This window comes from Streptomyces swartbergensis, assembly GCF_002148965.1.
GTDB lineage: Bacteria > Actinomycetota > Actinomycetes > Streptomycetales > Streptomycetaceae > Streptomyces > Streptomyces swartbergensis.
Genome location: NZ_NGFN01000216.1, coordinates 1 through 14,895 on the forward strand (window position 1 = coordinate 1; position 14,895 = coordinate 14,895).

General features: G+C 73.3%; 9 protein-coding genes and 2 pseudogenes. 6 read left to right on the forward strand and 5 right to left on the reverse strand.

What is annotated here, in order from left to right; translation table 11 throughout:
- From CA983_RS47265 to CA983_RS28380, 4 genes and pseudogenes are all read left to right on the forward strand, one after another.
- A pseudogene (locus CA983_RS47265) lies at window positions 1-160 on the forward strand (IS200/IS605 family accessory protein TnpB-related protein); the annotation flags it as partial.
- Between the two features lie 277 nt (window positions 161-437).
- On the forward strand, window positions 438-998 hold the full coding sequence (locus CA983_RS28370; protein WP_086603677.1) for a PDZ domain-containing protein: 561 nt from the start codon (window positions 438-440) through the stop codon (window positions 996-998).
- Window positions 999-1,207: 209 nt separating this feature from the next.
- Window positions 1,208-2,335 (forward strand): aminopeptidase P family protein, encoded by a 1,128-nt coding sequence (locus CA983_RS28375; RefSeq protein WP_086603678.1) that lies wholly within the window; start codon window positions 1,208-1,210, stop codon window positions 2,333-2,335.
- Window positions 2,336-2,382: 47 nt separating this feature from the next.
- Complete coding sequence (locus CA983_RS28380; protein WP_086603685.1) at window positions 2,383-3,411, forward strand: aminoglycoside phosphotransferase family protein; 1,029 nt, start codon at window positions 2,383-2,385, stop codon at window positions 3,409-3,411.
- Between the two features lie 106 nt (window positions 3,412-3,517).
- On the opposite strand, the gene treZ is transcribed toward CA983_RS28380, so the two are convergent.
- A complete protein-coding gene (gene treZ / locus CA983_RS28385; RefSeq protein ID WP_086603679.1) occupies window positions 3,518-5,263 on the reverse strand; it encodes a malto-oligosyltrehalose trehalohydrolase in 1,746 nt (581 codons plus the stop codon).
- Window positions 5,264-5,437: 174 nt separating this feature from the next.
- On the opposite strand from treZ, the gene CA983_RS28390 reads away from it, so the two are divergent.
- Window positions 5,438-5,989, forward strand: a complete 552-nt coding sequence (locus CA983_RS28390; protein WP_086603680.1) for a DUF1707 and FHA domain-containing protein — start codon at window positions 5,438-5,440, stop codon at window positions 5,987-5,989.
- Window positions 5,990-6,189: 200 nt separating this feature from the next.
- Window positions 6,190-7,557, forward strand: coding sequence for a M14 family zinc carboxypeptidase (locus CA983_RS28395; RefSeq protein ID WP_086603681.1), 1,368 nt, complete (start codon window positions 6,190-6,192; stop codon window positions 7,555-7,557).
- A gap of 161 nt (window positions 7,558-7,718) precedes the next feature.
- Here the strand turns inward: CA983_RS28395 and CA983_RS28400 are convergent, their stop codons facing one another.
- The 4 genes and pseudogenes from CA983_RS28400 to glgX all read right to left on the reverse strand — a co-directional run bounded on the left by CA983_RS28400 (window position 7,719) and on the right by glgX (window position 14,127).
- Window positions 7,719-8,969, reverse strand: a complete 1,251-nt coding sequence (locus CA983_RS28400; RefSeq protein WP_086603682.1) for a M14 family zinc carboxypeptidase — start codon at window positions 8,967-8,969, stop codon at window positions 7,719-7,721.
- Window positions 8,970-9,144: 175 nt separating this feature from the next.
- Window positions 9,145-9,402, reverse strand: a pseudogene (locus CA983_RS28405) (dihydrolipoyl dehydrogenase); the annotation flags it as partial.
- Window positions 9,403-9,486: 84 nt separating this feature from the next.
- On the reverse strand, window positions 9,487-11,856 hold the full coding sequence (gene treY / locus CA983_RS28410) for a malto-oligosyltrehalose synthase (RefSeq protein WP_086603683.1): 2,370 nt from the start codon (window positions 11,854-11,856) through the stop codon (window positions 9,487-9,489).
- 138 nt (window positions 11,857-11,994) lie between these two features.
- On the reverse strand, window positions 11,995-14,127 hold the full coding sequence (gene glgX, locus CA983_RS28415; RefSeq protein ID WP_086603684.1) for a glycogen debranching protein GlgX: 2,133 nt from the start codon (window positions 14,125-14,127) through the stop codon (window positions 11,995-11,997).
- Window positions 14,128-14,895: the final 768 nt, after the last annotated feature.

A 14,895-nucleotide genomic window follows, 5' to 3' on the forward strand; every position in this document is an offset into this window, starting at 1 on the left:
GTTTTGCATGAGGTCGGTGTGTTTCTCGGTGGGCTTGCGGCGCGGGATCTCGCGGCAGGGTCTGGCTCACGATGCCACCGCGTGGGCTGCTCGTAAGCGGGAGTTGACCGGGCCCTCGTCGGCGCGGTGGGCGGGCAGCATCACCAAGGCCACCAATGATCTGCTGAAGTTCGACCACGGCGGTGCCCACGGCGGCCACGGGGAGGGCCACACGGGCTGACCGGCCCCGCGACCACGGCTCGCACCGCACCCGGTACGCCGGGCGCGGTGCGGGCCGTGCCGTCGTTCCCGCCTGTCCGGCGGCACGCACGGCCTCCACCGGCGCCGGATCAGTCTCACTCGTTCGTGGCTCATCGCACGCCGGAGCGCCGGGTAGAGCACCAGCCGTGATCGTTCCGCATCCGACGGGGGCGATCCGCACCATCCGGAGGCGAGCCATGGAACAGACCGCGCTGCGACCCAAGCCGATGCCGGGTCAGGAGCCCGACGGGGCGGCGTCGGCGACGGGGTCCGGCCCCGCACGGCCCCGCCCGCGCGCCGCCCGGCGCCGCGGGAGGCGGCTTCTCAACGTGCTGTTCGGCGGGTTCATCGGCGCGGTGCTGGTCCTGTCCGGAATCAGCCTCGGGGCGATGGGCGCCACGGTGATCGGCAAGGGCGGGGTCATCGATCCGCGAGGGCGCCACACTCCCTCGCCGCCCAGTCCCTCGCCGTCCGCCGCCGCGTCCGCGCCCGCCGCCGTGACCCTCGGCGTGCAGGTCATGGACGCCGGGAAGCCGGGGGCCCTGGTCGTCGGGCTCCACGTCCCGGGGCCGGCTCAGGAGGCGGGCCTGGTGCGCGGCGACCTGGTCCTCGTCTTCGGCAGGACCCGCATCGACACGGCCGCCGACCTGGCCCGGGCCGTCGCACGCGCCCGCCCCGGCACCGAGGTGAAACTGACGGTGCGGCACCGCAGCGGCGGCTACCGGCAGCTGACGGTCGTACCGGCCGTCGTCACGTGACCACCCGGAAGCGAACGAGGCCGCGGCGGGGTGCGTCCCTCGATCGAACGGCTAATGGATGTCGAGTATCTAGGCATTAATCTAACGCCTGAGCAATCCTCTGCCCTTAGTGACGATGTTCGGGCGAAGTCCACAGACGGCTCGCGTCGCCCCCTCCGGCCGGGCAGGATGCTGCCCGTAGCCCCTTCGTCCGTCCCTGGGAGGCCCGGATGACCGGAAGCACGGCGGCGTCCTTCACCGCCGACGACTACAGGGCCCGTATGGAGCGCGCCGCTCGGACGGCCGCCGAGGCCGGCCTCGCGGGCCTGCTGGTGGCCCCGGGGCCGGACCTGGTGTGGCTCACCGGCTACACGCCCCCGGCGGTCACCGAACGGCTCACCCTGCTGGTCCTTGCCGCCGGACAGGACCCCGTCCTCGTCGTCCCCGCCCTGGAGGCCCCGGACGCGCAGAAGGCGGCCGGCGCGCCCGCCCTGACCCTGCGCGACTGGACCGACGGCAAGGACCCCTACGCCGCCACCGCCGCCCTGCTCGACGCCTCGGGCCGGTTCGGCATCAGCGACAACGCGTGGGCGCTGCACCTGCTGGCGTTGCAGCAGGCCGTGCCCGGCAGCTCCTACACCTCGCTCACCGACGCCCTGCCTATGCTGCGTGCCGTCAAGGACGCGGCGGAGCTGGAGCTCATGTCGGCCGCGGGAGCCGCCGCGGACGCGACGTTCGAGGAGATCCGGAACGTCCCCTTCGCCGGCCGCCGGGAAGCGGAGGTGGCCGCCGACCTCGACCGGCTGCTGCGCCGGTACGGGCACGAGCAGGTCGACTTCACCATCGTCGCCTCAGGACCGAACGGCGCCAACCCGCACCACGAGGCCGGCGACCGCGTCATCGAACGCGGCGACATGGTCGTCCTCGACTTCGGAGGTCTGAAGGACGGCTACGGCTCCGACACCTCCCGCACGGTCCACGTCGGCGAACCCACCGACGAGGAGCGCCGCGTGCACGACATCGTGCGCGAGGCCCAGGAGGCGGGGTTCCGGGCCGTGCGGCCGGGCGCCGCCTGCCAGGACGTCGACCGGGCCGCCCGCGCGGTCATCGCCGACGCCGGCTACGGCGAGTACTTCATCCACCGCACCGGACACGGCATCGGCGTCACCACCCACGAGCCGCCGTACATGATCGAGGGCGAGGAGCGGCCCCTCGTGCCCGGCATGTGCTTCTCCGTGGAACCCGGCATCTATCTGCCCGGCCGGTTCGGCGTGCGCATCGAGGACATCGTGACCGTCACCGAGGACGGCGGACGGCGTCTGAACACCACCTCCCGCGAGCTGGTCATAGTGGAGTGACGCCACCGATGTCCCCGACACGCCTCCCGAACGGCAACGGCGCGACCATGACCCAGGCACCGACACCCACCGCGGACACCGTCCGCCGACTGGTCCGTTCCCTGCTCAAGGACGGCCAGGACGGCAACGACGGCAAGGACATCAGGCCGGGCAATGACATCAAGCAGGGCAAGGACGGCAAGGGCGTCAGGGAAGCCGGGCAGGCAAGGGGCTCCGCCGCCGGTCCCGACGTCCGGCCCGCCACCGAGGGCGCCGGCCCGGCCACCTGGTGGGTCGGTACGCGTCATGTGCTGCGCCTCGCCCCCGACCGCGAGGCCACCGTGCGCCAGCGCCGCGAACTGCGCCTGCGCGACCTCGTCCGCCCGCACGTCCCGGTGGCGGTGCCGGTCAGCGTGGCGCACGGCGAGTGGGCGCCCGGGCTGACCTACACGCTGGACACGAAGGTGCCCGGCGGCTCGGGAGAGGCGCACGACGTGTCCGCCGTGGGCGAGGCCGACCTCGCCGGGCTGCTCACGGGGCTGCGCGAGGTCCCGGTCCGGCAGGCCGAGACCCTCGGCGTGCCGCGTGCCGCGCCGCGCTCCCTGGAGGCGCTGCGCCGGGCCGCCGTACGGGCCGCCGAACGCCTCGCCGAGGCCGACGAGTTCGACGCCGTCCGCCTGAACCAGCTCACGGCGCCCGCCGCGGCCCAGCTCGCCGCCCAGTCCGGCTCGGCGGTCCTCACCCACCACGCCCTCACGGGCGGCCATCTCGTGGTCAGCGCCGACGGGCGGGTGCGCGGCGTCCTCGGCTGGGCCGACGCGGTCGTCGGCGACCCGGCCGAGGACATCGCGGGCCTCGCGCTCGCCGTCGGCTCACCCGCCGCCGTACGCGCCGCCACCCTCGCCGGCTACGGCGCCCGCCCCTGCCTGCGCGGCCTGTGGCTCGCCCGCTGCGACACGGTCGTCCACCTCGCCGGGGCCCTCACGAGCCGGGACGCGGGCCGGCTCACCCTGCTGCGCACGCAGTTGCGCCGGGCCTGGGAGCCGATCCTGCTGGAACGGGTGACGGACCTGCGGGGCACGGACGACGCCCTCTAGCGACCGGGCGGCAGCCGGGCGTCTCAGGCGTCGCAAGGGACCTCACTCCTGCAACAGGACCTCACTCCCAACAGCTCACTCCTGCAACAGACCCCTGCAACAGACCTCACTCTTGCAACAGCACCACACCCGACTCCCCGGGCACGTGCACCACCCCGTCTGCCCCGGGTGTCTCCACCGGCTCCCACGCGGCCAGCACGCGCGCGTGCGGGACGCCGAGCGACAGCGCGGCCGGTTCCGGCGCCAGGTTCACCGCCACCAGGACGTCCCCGCGCCGGAAGGCGATCCAGCGGCGCTCCTCGTCGTAGGCGACCTTGGTGTCGGCGAGGTCGGGATCGGTCAGGTCGGGCTGCTCGTGGCGCAGGGCGAGGAGCCGCCGGTACCAGGCCAGTACGCGCGCGTGGGGCTCGCGTTCCGGCTCGGACCAGTCGAGGCAGGAGCGGTCCCGGGTCGCCGGGTCCTGCGGGTCGGGAACGTCCTCCTCCTTCCAGCCGTGCGCGGCGAACTCCCGCCGCCTGCCCCGCCGTACCGCGTCCGCCAGCTCGGGGTCGGTGTGGTCGGTGAAGAACTGCCAGGGCGTGCCCGCCGCCCACTCCTCGCCCATGAAGAGCATCGGTGTGAAGGGGGCCGTCAGGGTCAGCGTGGCCGCACAGGCCAGCAGCCCGGGGGAGACCAGGGCGGAAAGGCGGTCCCCCTGGGCACGGTTGCCCACCTGGTCGTGGGTCTGGCTGTAGCCGAGCAGCCGGTGCCCGGCCACCCGCGTACGGTCCAGAGGGCGCCCGTGGTGCCGCTCCCGGAAGCTGGAGTACGTCCCGTCGTGGAAGTAGCCGCCGGTGAGGGTCTTGGCGAGCCCGGCGAGGGGAGCGCGCGCGAAGTCGGCGTAGTAGCCCTGCGACTCGCCGGTCAGCGTGGTGTGCAGGGCGTGGTGGAAGTCGTCGTTCCACTGCGCGTGCAGCCCGAGGCCGCCCTCGTCCCGGGAGGTGATGAGCCGCGGGTCGTTCAGATCCGACTCGGCGATCAGGAACAGCGGCCGGTCCACCTCGGCGGCCAGGGCGTCCACGGCCGTCGACAGCTCCTCCAGGAAGTGGAGCGCGCGCGTGTCCACCAGCGCGTGCACGGCGTCCAGGCGCAGCCCGTCGATCCGGTAGTCGCGCAGCCACGCCAGCGCGCTGCCGATGAGGAAGGCGCGCACCTCGTCCGAGCCGGGCGCGTCCAGGTTCACCGCGGTGCCCCAGGGCGTGTGATGCCGGTCCGTGAGGTACGGGCCGAAGAGAGGCAGGTAGTTCCCGGACGGGCCGAAGTGGTTGTGCACGACGTCGAGCACCACGCCCAGGCCGAGTTCGTGAGCCCGGTCGACGAAGCGTTTCAGCGCCTCGGGCCCGCCGTACGGCTCGTGCACGGCCCACAGCGAGACGCCCTCGTACCCCCAGCCGTGCGTGCCCGGGAAGGGGCACAGCGGCATCAGCTGCACGTGCGTGACGCCCAGTTCGGCGAGATGGCCGAGCCGCTCGGCGGCCGCGTCCAGGGTGCCCTCGCGGGTGTACGTCCCGACGTGCAGCTCGTACAGCACCGCGCCGGGCAGGGGCCGCCCCTGCCACTGGGCGAGCCACTCGTACCGCTCGTGGTCGACGACCGCGCTCAGCCCGTCCGGGCCGTCCGGCTGCCGGCGCGAGCGCGGATCGGGCCGTACGGGACCGTCGTCCAGCGCGAAGCCGTACCGGGACCCGTCGCGTGCGTCCGCCTCGCCCCGCCACCATCCCGCCCGTTCCGGATCGCGCTCCAACGCGCGCGTGACGTCGTCGCACTGGAGCGTCACACGGCCTGCCTGCGGTGCCCACACCTCGAACTGCACGGACGGTTCCCCTTCGTCTGCTCACGGTGATGTAGCCCGTCCATGGTGCGCCAAAACGCGATCAATCCGCTGGTGCATCCACCCATTTGCGGCGGGTCCCGGAGGATGCGGGCGCGTGGCGGCCGTTTTCCCGTTTTCTGGACAGCCCGGCCGCGCTGCCCGACAATCACGATCGTGACGTCGTCCTTCGAGTTCAACACGTACCCCGCGCGGCTGTCCGACGTGGAGCGCGACAGGGCGCTGAAGGTGCTCCGTGACGGCGTCGCCATGGGCCGCCTCTCCCATGACACGTTCATCCGCCGCATGGAACTGGCGCTCTCCGCCCGCCGCGCGGACGAGCTCGCCGTGCTCACCGCCGACCTGCCCACGGAGAGCCGGTTCTCCCGCGTGGTGTTCGGCACCGTCGAGGCGGTTTCCGGGTTCACCGTACGGCTGCGCAGAGCCTGGCAGGCCGAGAAACTGCCCAAGCTGCTGCTGCCCCACCCGGCGCACGGCCATCCGCTGCGCATAGGCCGCGACCCCGCCAGCGGACTGCGCCTCAATCACGAGACGGTCTCCCGCGTCCACGCCGAACTCCGCCACCAGGGCGGCATGTGGGTCCTGCGCGACCTCGGCTCCACCAACGGCACGACGGTGAACGGGCGGCGCGTGGTCGGCGCGGCCGTCGTCCGCGAGGGCGACCAGGTGGGCTTCGGGCGGATGACGTTCCGGCTGTCGGCCGACTGACCGGGAAGACCGACCGTGCATCGGAACGCGGCCGGCTGACCGGAAACCGAGCCATGCCTTAGCTCTGGCCTTGGATTTACCAGCTGTCGATCCGTGGGGAGTGGCTCAAAACCCGTTGCTCTCCGCGGTGTTGACGTACCCCCGAAGTCGTGACTGACTGTGCGTACGCCATGTACAGCTGGTGAAGCGACGGCACCGCATTGGGGAGGTGTGCCCTGCCGCCCCTCCTGCGCTACCCGACCGTCGACGAACTGGGCGCCCGGGCCGCCGCCCTCGTCGCCCGCCACCCGAGAGAGGCCCGGCTGCGCAGGATCGGCACGTCCCGCGCGGGCACGCCCATGTGGCTGCTCTCCGTCGGCCGCGGCAGCCGCCAGGCCCTCGTCGTCGCCGGCCCCCACGCCAACGAACCCGTGGGCGGCGCCACCGTGCTGCGCCTGGCCGAGCGGGCGCTGGCCGACCCGCGGCTCACCGAGGGCGCCGACGCCACCTGGAACCTGCTGCTGTGCCTCGACCCGGACGGCCTGCGCCGCAACGAGGGCTGGCTGACCGGCCCTTACGCCCTCGGCCGGTACTTCCGGAACTTCTTCCGGCCCGGCTTCCTGGAACAGCCCGAATGGCTGCCCGACGGCGCGGCCGGCGCGGCCCTGCCGGAGACCCGCGCCCTGCTCGACGTCCAGGACGAACTGCGGCCGTTCCTCCAGTGCTCCCTGCACGGCGTCGACGTCGGCGGCGGTTTCGTCGAGCTCACCGACGACCTGCCCCAGCTCGCCCAGCGCCTCGCGCACACCGCGGCCCGGCTCGGCATCCCCCGCGAGCTCGGCGCCTACGACGCCCTGTACTGGCCCGGTCTCGGGCCGGCCGTCTACCGGATACCGCCGCCGCGCCGGGCCGACCTGGCCGCGGCCATAACGGAGGCCGCCGTCGAGTCGACGTGGTTCCATCCGCACCGGCACGGCACCCTCACCGCGGTCGTGGAGGCGCCCATGTGGGGCGTGGCGGCCGTGTCGGACGGCTCCCCGCCCGCTGACCGGGACGGAGTGCTGCGGGCCGTGAGCCGCACCCTGCGCCACGACACGGGGCTCCTGCGGCACCTCCTGGCCCGCATCCGGCCGCACCTCGCCGCCGTGCCCGACGCGGCGCGGCTGCTCGCCCCGGTCGACGACTATTTACTGATCTGCCCCGGTCTCGCCGACGCCTGGGACCCCGACACCGGCGACGGCGCGGCCCATCCCCTTCCGCCGCTGAGCACCGCCCACCTCGCCGCCCTGCGCATCTCCGGGCGACGGCTGGCCCTGCGCACCGCCGGTCTCCTGCACCAGCTCGTGCGGGCCTCCGGACACGACCCGGCCGGGGCGCTGCCGGAGCTGGACGGGCTGATCGACCAGTGGTGCGCCGACTACCGCGACGGCTGCGGGGCGCGCTGGATCCCGGTGGCACGCCAGGCGGAGTACCAGGCGCGCGTCGTGCTCTCCGCCTTCCAACTGGCCGTGCGGCACACGCGCGCGGGCTCCCGCTCGGGCGAGCCGGGGTGGGAGTCGGGGGCGGCGGTGCCGATGCAGCGGGAGTGACGGCGGGGCCGGAGCTTGAAGTGTTCGCCCCGGCCGTCAGCTCACCCGGCCGTCGGTTCGGCCCGGTCGTCGGCTCACCCGGTCGTCGGCTCACCCGGCCGTCGGTTCGGCCCGGTCGTCGGCTCAGTCCGGCTACCAGGGACCCGTGACGCCGCAGGCGTCTACGACGCCCCCTCGCGCGCGTGCAGCGCCGCGGCGACCACCGTGCGGGACTGGTGCTCGACCTGGTGCTCCAACGGCACCCAGCGGGCGCGGAAACGTTCCGCGAAGGCGTCGCTCCAGGTCGCCACGAGCTCCTCCAGCTGCTCGGCCGCCCGGTCGTCGGTCCCGCGCAGCACCCGCCGCAGCATGGCCGCCGCCCGCAGCGGCACGCGGCGCGCGAACGCGTCCACACTCCCGACGTACGCCCTGGTGCGGTCGGCGGGCGGGGTGCGCACCAGGTCGTCGGCCAGCCCCGGCACCAGCTCCAGCCCCCACCGCGCGGCCCGCAGCAACGGCCCGTCCAGGTCCGCGAGCCGGGGCAGCGCGGCGTCGAGCACCCGGGTCACCTCCAGCGCGTCCCGTTGCAGCCGGCGTGCGAGCCGCCCGATCGCCGCCGCCGGAGCCGGATGCGGAGCCGGGTCGTCCACCAGGTCGCTCGCCCACATCGGCACCTCGACCACTGCGGTCAGACCGCCGTACCGATGGGCGTGGTACCAGGTGCTGTGCCGCGCGTCGTCCGGCAGGCTCGGATACGCGGGTCCTGCCTCCGGCGCGGGCATGACGTGCACCCCCGGCCCGGACGCGGGCCAGCCCGCGGCGTCCGAGGCGCCGGTCTCCACCGGGATGTGCAGCTCGGCCGCGGACTTGGCGAACGGCTCGGCCAGCCCGGGCACGTCCTTCGTCAGCTGCACCCAGCTGCCGCCCAGGTCCGTGCCGTGCAGGGTCACCTGGAGGTAGGGGCGCAGCTCGTCGATGACGCCGGTCAGGGCCCGGGTCTCGGGCGGCAGCCGGTCGGGCGGCAGCACGGACGGCGCCCACTCCGGCTGCTCCGGGCCGGCGGGGCGGAAGAAGCCGAGGTGGTAGTCGAACAGGCTGCGCGGCGCCGGCGTCACATGCAGGCTCGCCCCGTCGGGGTCCGCGCACAGCAGGAAGTGCCAGGAGATGCCGTCGCGCAACTCCCGCTCCTCCAGCACCCGCCGGGCTAGCGCGAGCAGCGTGCAGGAGCCGGTCGGCTCGTTGGCGTGGGCGCCGGCGACCACCAGCACGGTGCGGCGGGCGCGGCCCACCGACAGCAGGTGCAAAGGTCTGCCCGCGCGCGAGAGACCCACCTGCCGCAGGGTGCACACCCCGGGGCGGTGAGCGGTCAACGCCCGGGCAGCACAGACCTGTTCGGCCACCGTCGGGTAGCGCAGCTCCGGCAGGACACTCACCCCCGTCACATCCGCCCGAGTTCGCAATCGCAGTAGCCCACGGCCATGGTGCGGTGTCAAGGGCGCGACCCGGGAGGCTCCAGGGGGCGCCCGGAAGCATTGCCGGCCGGTGCGCGGCACGGCGCCCTGGGCGGTGTGCCGCCACCGACGGCGGCGTGGCGTCACCGGCGCGGTGTCACTGCTGGTGCAGCCCGCGTCCGGCCAGGGTCAGGAACACCTCGCCGACCGCCTCCGACAGGGTCGGGTGCGGGTGGACGTGCCGGGCCACGTCGGACGGCTCCGCGTCCCAGCCGACGATCAGCTGGCTCTCGGCGATCATCTCCGACACGTGCGGGCCCACCAGGTGCACGCCCAGCACCCGTCCGCCGCCGGCCTCGGTGACGACCTTCACCATGCCGCCCTGCCCGTGCACCATGCCCTTCGCGACGGCGGCCATGCCGGGCTGCCGTGCTGTGCCGCTCCGCCCGCTCGCCTGCCCCGCCGCACAGCAGCCCCGCCTCAGCACATCAGCCCCGCCTCAGTCGCCCACCCGCTCCAGCAGCGCCACCGGCAGCCGGGTGAACAACTCCTCCACGCGTGCGTGCCCCGTGAACTCCCGCCCCGGTTCCAGGACATCCGCCCAGCGGCCCGGCGGCAGCGGCAGTCGGGTGTCCTGCCAGCCGCCCGCCTCCTCCAGCCGGAGGGACAGGCGGGTGACGGCTGTCAGTGACTCGCCGGAGCGGACGAAAGCCAGGCAGTGCTGGGCCGCCGAGCCCTCGGCGGGCAGCGGCATGTACGTCGCCGTGTCGCCGAAGGCGTCGGGGCGGCGCGCCCGCAGCCCCAGCGCCGCCCGCGTCACCGCCACCTTCTCTTCGGACGTCACGCCGGACTCCTCGGGCGGGAAGCTCACCGCCCGCCGGTTGTCGGGGTCGACCAGCGCCCGGTACTCGGCCTCCGTGCCCTGGTAGACGTCCGGCACGCCCGGCATCGTGAGCTGGACCAGGGCCGTGCCCAGCACGTTCGCCCGGATGTGCGGCTCGAGAGAGTCCCGGAACGCGGCGACCCGCTCACTCGGCGCCCCGCACGGCCCGGCCGCCACGAACCGCGCCACCGCCTCCTCGTACGGCGGCTCCTGCTCGGTCCAGCTGGTGTACAGGCCCGCCTCGCGCACGTGCTTCAGCAGCGCCCCCTGCACCCGTTCCAGCGACCCGGACGCCGGGCCCAGCCCGAACACCGTCTGCCAGGCCGCCCAGGCCAGTTGCGCGTCCGGCACGCCCTCGCCGGTGCGGGTCACCTCGGCGAGGACGTCCGCCCAGCGGTCCGGGCACTCGGTGAGCACGTGCAGCGCCGCCCGGACGTCGGCACTGCGCTTGGTGTCGTGTGTCGAGGCGACCGTCCCGGTCACCGGCCAGTCGCGCTGCACGCGCGCGCAGTACGCGTGGAACTCCTCCGGTGACAGGGCGGGACGGCCCGGATTCCCGCCCACCTCGGTCGCCGACAGCAGCGGCACGTACCGGTAGAACGCCGTGTCCTCCACGGACTTCGCCCGCAGCGCCGACGAGGTCTGAGCGAACCGCGTCCGGAACTCCACCTGCGCGGGCCCGTCGCCGTAGCGCCCGAGCACGAGGTCCCGTACGACGTCCACCGCACCGGCTTCCTCGGGCACGGTGAAGGCGAGCCGGGCCTCGGCGGCGGCCTCCTCGGTGACCACGGACGCCGCGTCGACGGACTCGTACGGCCGGTAGACGTCCATCCGGACCAGCAGCTCCTGGAGCGCGGTGCGCAGCGCCCAGGGCGCGCGGTCGCGCAGCGCCGGCTCCGGCGAGGTGGCGCACAGCCGGGCCGCCACCCGTACCAGCCGGTCGGTCTCGGTGGCCAGCTCGTGCGTGAGGACCTTGTACGCCGCCCGCCGCACCGTCGCCTCCCACTGCCCGCCCCGGTCCGTCTGGGGGGCCGCGGACCGCCGGTACTGCCCCAGGAGGTCCCCGAACCCGGCCGGGTCCGTGAAGAGCCCGTCCACGTGCCGCAGGGCGTCGTAGCCGGTGGTGCCCGCGACGGGCCAGGCGGCCGGCAGCTGCTCACCGTCGGCCAGGATCTTCTCCACGACCGTCCACCGGCCACCCGTCGCCTCGTGCAGCCGGGTGAGGTAGCCGTCGGGGTCGGCGAGCCCGTCGGGGTGGTCGACGCGCAGCCCGTCGATCACGCCCTCGTGGAGCATCTGGAGGATCTTGTCGTGGGTGGCCTCGAACACCTCGGGGTCCTCCACCCGCACCCCGATGAGCTCCGAGATGCTGAAGAAGCGCCGGTAGTTGAGCTCGGTCCGGGCCAGCCGCCACCACACCGGGCGGTACCACTGCGCGTCCAGCAGGTGCGGCAGCGGCAGGTCCTCGGTGCCCTCGCGCAGCGGGAACACGTGGTCGTAGTAGCGCAGGACGGCACCGTCGACGCGCAGCTCCCCGAGCACCTCTCCCAGCGGCCCGCCGAGCACCGGCAGCAGCACCTGGCCGTCCTGGGCCTCCCAGTCGATGTCGAACCAGCGCGCGTACGGCGACTTCGGTCCCTCGCGGAGCACCTCCCACAGGGCGCGGTTGTGGCGCGGGGCCATGGCCATGTGGTTCGGGACGATGTCCACCACCAGGCCGAGCCCGTGCTCGCGCGCCGTGCGCGCCAGCGCCCGCAGTCCCTCCTCGCCGCCCAGTTCCTCGCGCACGCGCGCGTGGTCGACGACGTCGTAGCCGTGCATCGAGCCCGGCACGGCCTCCAGGACGGGGGACAGATGCAGGTGCGAGACGCCGAGCGAGGCCAGGTACGGCACGATGGCCGCCGCGGCCCCGAACGGGAACTCTGGCTGCAGCTGCAGCCGGTACGTGGCCGTGGGCACCACCGGGTCAGGTCGCTCAGGTGTCATGCAGACCTACGTACCCGCCCCGCCGCCGTTCGTGTCATCGCCCGCGCCAGGTGCGTCGCGCGTCGCCCGGACGAGTGTCTCTTTCCGGGCGACGCGGGACGATGTGGACAAGGGCGGCCGTACGGGCCGCCGGGGCCGCTACACGGGCCGCTGGAGCACCGTCATGCTCCGGTCGGCCAGGGTCAGCCGGTCCCCGGCCTGCACCTTCGGACCCGTTCCCGGCGGCACACCGTCCGCGCGGGCCGTGTCGACCACCACCTGCCACTGCCGCCCGTGGTTGACCGGAACCAGGAACTCCAGCGGCTTGGGCGAGGCGTTGAACATCAGCAGGAACGAGTCGTCGGTGATGCGCTCCCCGCGCGGGCCCGGCTCCGAGATCGCGTTGCCGTTGAGGAACACCGTCAGCGCCGACGCCCGTGCCGAGTCCCAGTCCCGCTGGGTCATCTCCCGGCCCTCGGGGGTGAACCAGGCGATGTCGGACAGGTCGTCGTGCGTGCCCTCCACGGGCCGGCCGTGGAAGAAGCGCCGGCGGCGGAAGACCGGGTGGTCCCGGCGCAGCCACACCATCGCGCGCGTGAAGGCCAGCAGCTCCCTGCTCAGGCCCCCCTCGGCGTCCTCTCCCTCCTCGGGCCACTCGACCCATGCCAGTTCGTTGTCCTGGCAGTACGCGTTGTTGTTGCCGCGCTGGGTGCGGGCGAACTCGTCGCCGTGGCTGATCATGGGCACGCCCTGGGACAGCATCAGCGTCGCGATGAAGTTGCGCATCTGCCGGGCCCGCAGCCGCAGCACGTCCGGGTCGTCCGTCTCGCCCTCGACGCCGCAGTTCCAGGACCGGTTGTGGCTCTCGCCGTCCCGGTTGCCCTCGCCGTTGGCCTCGTTGCGCTTGTCGTTGTACGACACCATGTCGTGCAGCGTGAAGCCGTCGTGGCAGGTCACGAAGTTGATGGAGGCCAGCGGGCGCCGTCCGTCGTCCTGGTACAGGTCGGAGGAGCCGGTCAGCCGCGAGGCGAACTCCGCGAGCGTGCGTTGCTCGCCCCGCCACAGGTCCCGCACGGTGTCCCGGTACTTGCCGTTCCACTCGGTCCACAGCGGCGGGAAATTGCCCACCTGGTAGCCGCCCTCGCCCACGTCCCACGGCTCGGCGATCAGCTTGACCTGCGAGACCACGGGGTCCTGCTGCACCAGGTCGAAGAACGACGACAGCCGGTCCACCTCGTGGAACTGCCGGGCGAGCGTCGCCGCCAGGTCGAAGCGGAACCCGTCGACGTGCATCTCCGTGACCCAGTACCGCAGCGAGTCCATGATCAGCTGGAGCACGTGCGGGGACCGCATGAGCAGGGAGTTCCCGGTCCCTGTCGTGTCCATGTAGTAGCGGGGGTCGTCCGTCAGCCGGTAGTAGCGAGGATTGTCCAGGCCCTTGAAGGACAGGGTCGGGCCCAGGTGGTTGCCCTCGGCGGTGTGGTTGTAGACCACGTCGAGGATCACCTCGATCCCGGCCTCGTGCAGCGCCTTCACCGCCGACTTGAACTCCAGCACCTGCTGGCCGCGGTCGCCCCAGGACGCGTAGGCGTTGTGCGGGGCGAAGAAACCGATCGTGTTGTAGCCCCAGTAGTTGTTCAGGCCCATGTCGACCAGGCGGTGATCGTTCACGAACTGGTGTACGGGCATCAGCTCCAGGGCCGTGACGCCGAGCTCGGTGAGGTGCTCGATGATCGCCGGGTGGGCGAGGGCCGCGTAGGTGCCGCGCAGCTCCTCCGGCAGGCCCGGGTGCCGCATGGTGAGGCCCTTGACGTGGGCCTCGTAGATCACCGTGTGGTGGTACTCGGTGCGCGGCAGGCGGTCGTCGCCCCAGTCGAAGTAGGGGTTGACCACGACCGACGTCATCGTGTGCGGCGCCGAGTCGAGATCGTTGCGCCGGTCGGGATCGTCGAAGTGGTAGCCGTAGACCTCCTCGCCCCAGCTGATCGAACCGCTGATCGCACGTGCGTACGGGTCGAGCAGCAGTTTCGCGGAATTGCAGCGCAACCCGCGCTCCGGGGCGTACGGGCCGTGCACCCGGAACCCGTACCGCTGCCCCGGCATGATGCCCGGCAGGTACGCGTGCCGCACGAACGCGTCGCTCTCMCGGAGCTCGATCGCCGTCTCCGAGCCGTCGTCGTGCAGCAGACACAGCTCTACTCTGTCCGCGGCCTCCGAGAAGACCGCGAAGTTCGTGCCGGCGCCGTCGTACGTGGCACCGAGTGGATATGCCTCTCCAGGCCAGACCTGCATGGATACGACTCTTTCAGGTGAGCGGCGCCGGTGGGGACGCCTTGGCCCCGAGTCTCCCCGAAAGTGAGGGAACCTCCTATGACTTATGTCCCTCTTACCGAGTGACCAGTGCATACGCGTTATGCCGAACCAGTGGGGCAAGTGATACTCCCGGGGCTTTTGGGGGAGTAGGGGAAAGATGTAACACGGGGAGCATGGCGGCGCGGTCCGTCCGGCAGGGAGCCGGGTCGGGCCGCACCGGCGGCACCGGCAGCACCGGCTGCACCGGCTGCACCGGCAGCACCGGCTGCACCGGCGGCATCGGCGGCATCGGCGGCACCGGCCGTGATCCGTCGAACGGGCGGCCGGCGACGGGACGGGGCGGGTCGAGAAGACCGACCGCTATGAATCCGCTCACTCCCGCCGGGCTCGCCCCGGCAGAACGGGCACCGGCGGCCGCGCGGTTGAGAACTACCCTGCCCATCCGGCTGCACCGCCGACCGCTCCCGGAGTACCCTTCCTTGATCGTTGGGTGGGGCCTGGCGTCACAGTCCCGTCGTCCGTCCGAAGGACGGGCTCCGCGGCGTCCGGTGCGAGCAGCCGCAAGGCGGAGGAGGGAGTCGACGCGGAGCGTCGGCGACCGACGACAACGCCGCGGATGCGCGTGCCGGACGCCGCGGAGCAGACGGGAATGTGACGCCAGGCCCCTCGGGAGTGCTCGGGGGAGCGGAAGGCGGTGCGCGGGTGGGCTCGGGAGGGCTGGAGCTGCCCCCTGGTGACGAAGGTCAC